This is a genomic window from Desulfomonilaceae bacterium (assembly GCA_041662605.1).
Taxonomy (GTDB): domain Bacteria; phylum Desulfobacterota; class Desulfomonilia; order Desulfomonilales; family Desulfomonilaceae; genus CAJBEZ01.
The window spans coordinates 1-5170 of sequence record JBAZSD010000054.1; the positions used below are offsets into that span (position 1 = coordinate 1).

The window sequence follows — 5170 nt, forward strand, 5'->3', positions numbered from 1 at the left end:
AGCCTTGACAGAAGAACACCTTATGAAGTTTACTGGGGTTACCCACCCCAACAGAGAGCAGCGGCATGAACAAGCAGCTTGCACTTAAAAGTCGCGTTCAACTGTCCTAATTCGCTAGACCATTGCTCCCTTCATGCAGGAATTTCATAAAGACCAGGTTTTCCAGAAGCTTACCTAGGTCTTCTGCGAATCGGAAGGAGACAGCGTTCCGGATACCAGTGTCGATGCAGTATACTTTCCGGGGATTTTTTTCATGATCCTTCAGTGAATAAGAAAAACGCCTGACGAAAAAGAAAAGAAAGGCCTGATTCAAATACTCCGACCATCGCTCGACGGTATCCACCGGAATGTTAAAAAGTTTTTGACACTGTTGTAGGATATGAGCGACGCTGAATTGGTCATATAATATTTGTAAAGCGTCCGTAGATTATCCACCTTTGCAATACTGTAACGCTCAACAATATCGCGGACCAGAATATCTCCGGCATAACCGAGAAGAATCTCCTGTTTGTTCAATCCCAGGACGACAGCGGGAAATCCACCCCATTGCATAAACTCCCTAATTTTGCCACGGATCTCGTCTTGGCGGCTGATCATGTCGAGACGGTCGCCATAGGTCATTCCATTAAAAGACAGAAATTCGGTGAAATTGAGAGGATAGATCGCAACATCGAGATGACGGCCCGTCAATAAAGTTCCCAACTCACGGCTCAGCAGTTTCGACGAAGAGCCTGTGATAAATATCTGTCGCCCGCCTTTATCGATCATCTGGCGAACAAACCGCTCCCATGCAATCACATTCTGAACCTCGTCCAGAAAGATATAGGTTTTCCCTTCCGGTTTAAGGAATGTCAAATAGGCGTTCAACACACGGTTCATGAATTCCGGGGTGAGTTCGCCAAAGAAACGGGGATCTTCAAAGTTGATGTAAAGCGTGTTCTTTCGAGGAACACCTTGAGCGATCAGACGCCGGATCAACTGGTTCATGATCGTTGATTTTCCACTCCGCCTTGGACCAACAAGGGTGACCGCCAGTCCGTCCTGAGCGAGACGAAAAATCCTCTCCAGGTATGGTCCACGTTCAACGCCGCAGAAGCGATCCTCCTGCCAGAAATTAACATCCAAAAGGATTTCGATGATTTTATCTTGTGAGAGATTCAGCATTGTAACTACTATATCGGTTATTATTACTACGTTTTAACAGATATACCATTTATATCCGATCCCCTGCAAATTGTATTAAAATCGGGAAATTTCTGATACAATAACACTAATTATTACATTTGAAGTGAGTCTCTGGGGGCGGATTTGCCCATACAAAGTGAATATCTAGCCTTACTAGCCGTCCTTGGTTTTATCCTGACCTACTGTTTAATACCTGTCACCAAGAAGCTGGCTTTTGCGCATGGTTTTGTGTCTTACCCCGGGGTTAGAAAGATCCATACGGGGCCAATTCCGGCGCTAGGCGGCTTAGCTATCTTTGCGCCTCAAGTCCTTCTGTTCGTCCTTTTTGGCTATCTTGTAACTTCCGGATCAATCTGGGTCACTAGAACGGAGACTGCAAAGTTCGTGTCTTTGTTTATAGGCTCAGTCTGGATATTGAGCCTGGGGATTATCGACGACCGGGTAAATCTTGGCTGGAGAAAAAAACTTCTCGGTCAGATTCTGGGTATAGGAATCGTGTTGCTGGGGGGACATACGATTGGTTCGGTGGACATTCCATTTTACGGTCCTTTAGATTTCGGACCTCTTGGGTATCCACTACTCGGATTTATCGTGCTTCTCATAACCAACGCCGTAAATTTGATCGATGGAATGGACGGATTGGCGGGTGGGGTCTGTTTCTTTGCAGCGATCACGTGCGGGGTGTTCGCTATTTTTAGAAGCGATTTCCTGATCGCGTCCATAGCGTTCACAATTTCGGGAAGCCTGTTGGCTTTTTTAAGATATAATTTTCCGCCTGCGTCAATTTTCATGGGCGATTCAGGCAGCCTTTCCTTGGGATTCATATTAAGCGTTCTGGCGACAAGTAACATCGTAAAGGCGCCAGGCCAGCGTTATGCGACTCTAACAACAATGTTAGCTTTGCTTCTACCATTTGCCATCGCCCTAATAGACGTTTTCTTAGCTATAGCTCGCCGCTGGATCAGTGGGAGAAAGATCTTCCTGCCTGATTCAGACCATATACACCATCGCTTCATGGAAATGTTCAAGCGGCCAAGGCTCGTGGTAGGAATATTTTATGTTTTTAGCGCTCTTTTTTGCCTTTTGACCTTGCTGATTACCATAACGCCCGAATCCAGGCTAACGTCCATTATCGGCGCTGTTACGGTACTGGCTCTTATCGCGACAATGGCTATTGTCCTCAAACTATACCGGATAGACAGACTCACCAGCGTCTTGAAGAATCGTCACGATTTTCAATTTTTGTCTACATTTAATTCTTACATGGAATTGAGAGTTGAGAGAGCAAAATGTGTGGATGAACTCATTTTTTTGTTGGAATCAGGTGTTCGTGACCTGGATTTTGACGCAGTCGAGGTTAACTCGAATGGATCCAAAAGGTGTGTTTGGAACAAGAATCAAAAGGTTCATCTCGATACGCCAAGGCTGAACGAGTGTAGAGTTTTCAAGGATTGTGACGTAACGATAATGTGGACAGTGCCGACTCATGATGATCGGACCTATCAGAAGTATCTCGAATTAGTTTGGCATAGGTTCCTGAATCAGTTAGAATGCAAAAATGCGTTGCTCATCAGGGAGAAGACCATAAATCACGTGGAATAATTGATATAAAAGCACGAATTACTGGGGGGCAATTGTGTCATGCCCCATGCGCCAATTTGGAGACAGGGTGTGTCTTTTAGCAAATATTTAGTATGGTTATTTTTTATTATCGCCTGTGTTCAGCAGGCTTTTCTTTTTCCAGATATAAGCCTGATTCCTGGAGAAAGGGCCAATTTATTTTCAGGCGTTCTATGTTGTGTCGCATTTATTTCAGCTCTGACGATTCTTAAAATCAGGGGAAATAGCGTCAGGTTATCAGAAGTTGTTATTTCAGTAACGCTGGCTTCTTTGGCTTTTGCGAGTTCTGCGTTGAGCGCTACCCCTGGGGTGTCTTTCGCCCGGTCTTTTGTAATCATTTCTTCAATGCTTGGTGGATACTGGACTTCCAGGCTATTACTTAACAACGTTGAAAGTCGCCTTTTTTTTCAGAGGGTCTGCCTCGTGTTGTTGTTCTGCATAATATTCCTGACATTCGCGGGTATTCTCACAGGCGGCAATGTTTATCAGTTCATAGATTCCGGGGCTCATCAGGTAGTTTCGAGAATTTTAATACTCTCCTTTGCCCCGATTAGTTTCTTGTTCGGGACTTCATTCTCAGTTTTCCTGACTGGGGTTGTATCGTTAATTGTCACATATTGCTGCCTCGTGGCGCTGGATTATTATGGGACGGTTAGAACCGGCCTCGTTATCCCTTTTGGATTGAGCTTTTTGGCGATATTTTTTATCAAGAAGACAAAAAAAATACTCATACCTTTTTTCGCAATTCTGCTGATCTGTTTGTTAGGGGCCAGTACACTTTTCTTTTGGCATTCACAAAAAAATGCCAAGGAATCCCAATCTGTAGCCTATCGAATAGAGAATATTTTCTTCTCTACCTATTTAGCAATAAAGCATCCACTTCTAGGAATAGGCCCATCAAGCCCGAGGGCAGGATTTGTCAATGATTACGACATCAAATATCCTTTTTCAACCAAGGACACATTTCGGGAATGGTCGGATAACGTGCGAACCTCTGAGAACACCATCTTTACTCTCCTGGCGGATTTAGGGTTTCCGTTCGTGATCCTGTATTTGTCAGCGTTATTCTGCCTGCTCTGGAGACTAGCGCGTCTAGCCTGGCGCCCTCCCCTACATTATATTCCCGCTCCTCTAGCCCTCCTCCTTGCCATCATAGGTTCTTTTGTCCACTTTCAAGTCTTTGATGGTCCTTATCTCCCCCAAATTAGTTGGTTTCTTCACATTTTGTTGGGAATGGTTCTTTTTAGCCCGCCCGATCCCAAATAACTTTCTGGACTTTCTTAATGGAATTTTGTATAAATGCCGTTACGTTGACTTGGTTAAAGTAATCCTGTAAAGTTAGCGTCTTATAATCATATAATATAATTAAGCGTAAATAATGGGGGGGCTTCTATCAAGATCCTGATTGAATCCAGAGACATGATTTTAAATCTTGTCTACCGTGAACTAACCGTGCGATACAAGCGCTCTATGCTGGGATTCATGTGGACCATGCTGAACCCTATTATTATGAAAGCGGTATATACGGTAGTTTCTTCAACGATATTCAGATTTCCTTATAACGGGACGCTCCCGAGCCTCGGCATAATTCTGATGAGCGTTCTGCTGGCAGTGGTGACGCTGACCATCGGCTACACGGTGTTTACCAGGGCTGAAGATGATTTTGTTTATTATGTGTAGTTAATACATCGTCTTGTAACGCGTATAATTATGTGTATAATAGACTCATGCGATTCACTTGGAATGAACGGAAACGTATCGCTAATATCAAGAAACACGGCATTGATTTTACCGATGTGTATAAAAAATGAACAAGAAATCTTCTTCGAAAATCTCTGACGATGCGCCCATGGTCACGCAGGCTGATCTTGACAGCTCCCGGTTCCGAGTCAACCTTCAGGATGTCCCTCGTAAGCAAAGGGCCAATATCATGATTGACACGGGAGTAATTGCCTTCTTCAAGCTCAAGGCCGGTCAGCGAGGGTATCAGACGCTGATCAACGAGACGCTTAAACAGGCGATGCGCCAGGAAGAGATTGAGACAGTACTCCGCCGAATTGTGAGGGAAGAACTGGCACATTCCGATTAGGTCTTTTCGTTTCGTCACGGAAACGGAGTTGCTAAACCCTGCTTTTTCTCACGGATATCCCAACCGCTAAAGGCCAAATGAACCGTGGGGGTTGTTTGTCATTTCGAACAAATCTATTTTGTTGGGGATCACAAGTGTACTCAGACATTTAGTAATGGTCCAGGAAAAAAGGACATTGGCTTAGGTGCAAGAGCTGCTCTAAATTAATCAAAACAGAAGGAGCAGTAAAAATGGCTAAAGGAAGTAGAAAGAATCACGGGACAGCGTTCAAAGCTA

At 44.3% G+C, this 5170-nt stretch carries 5 protein-coding genes; 4 read left to right on the forward strand and 1 reads right to left on the reverse strand.

What is annotated here, in order from left to right; all coding sequences use genetic code 11:
- Positions 1 to 309: 309 nt before the first annotated feature.
- Complete coding sequence (locus WC647_19895; protein MFA6224568.1) at positions 310 to 1164, reverse strand: ATP-binding protein; 855 nt, start codon at positions 1162 to 1164, stop codon at positions 310 to 312.
- Positions 1165 to 1308: 144 nt separating this feature from the next.
- Here WC647_19895 and WC647_19900 point away from each other — a divergent pair, with 144 nt between their 5' ends.
- The 4 genes from WC647_19900 to WC647_19915 all read left to right on the forward strand — a co-directional run bounded on the left by WC647_19900 (position 1309) and on the right by WC647_19915 (position 4894).
- A complete protein-coding gene (locus WC647_19900; protein MFA6224569.1) occupies positions 1309 to 2787 on the forward strand; it encodes an MraY family glycosyltransferase in 1479 nt (492 codons plus the stop codon).
- A 69-nt stretch (positions 2788 to 2856) separates the two neighbouring features.
- On the forward strand, positions 2857 to 4071 hold the full coding sequence (locus tag WC647_19905; GenBank protein MFA6224570.1) for an O-antigen ligase family protein: 1215 nt from the start codon (positions 2857 to 2859) through the stop codon (positions 4069 to 4071).
- 153 nt (positions 4072 to 4224) lie between these two features.
- On the forward strand, positions 4225 to 4485 hold the full coding sequence (locus WC647_19910) for a hypothetical protein (GenBank protein ID MFA6224571.1): 261 nt from the start codon (positions 4225 to 4227) through the stop codon (positions 4483 to 4485).
- Positions 4486 to 4612: 127 nt separating this feature from the next.
- Positions 4613 to 4894, forward strand: a complete 282-nt coding sequence (locus tag WC647_19915; GenBank protein MFA6224572.1) for a BrnA antitoxin family protein — start codon at positions 4613 to 4615, stop codon at positions 4892 to 4894.
- Positions 4895 to 5170 lie beyond the last annotated feature (276 nt).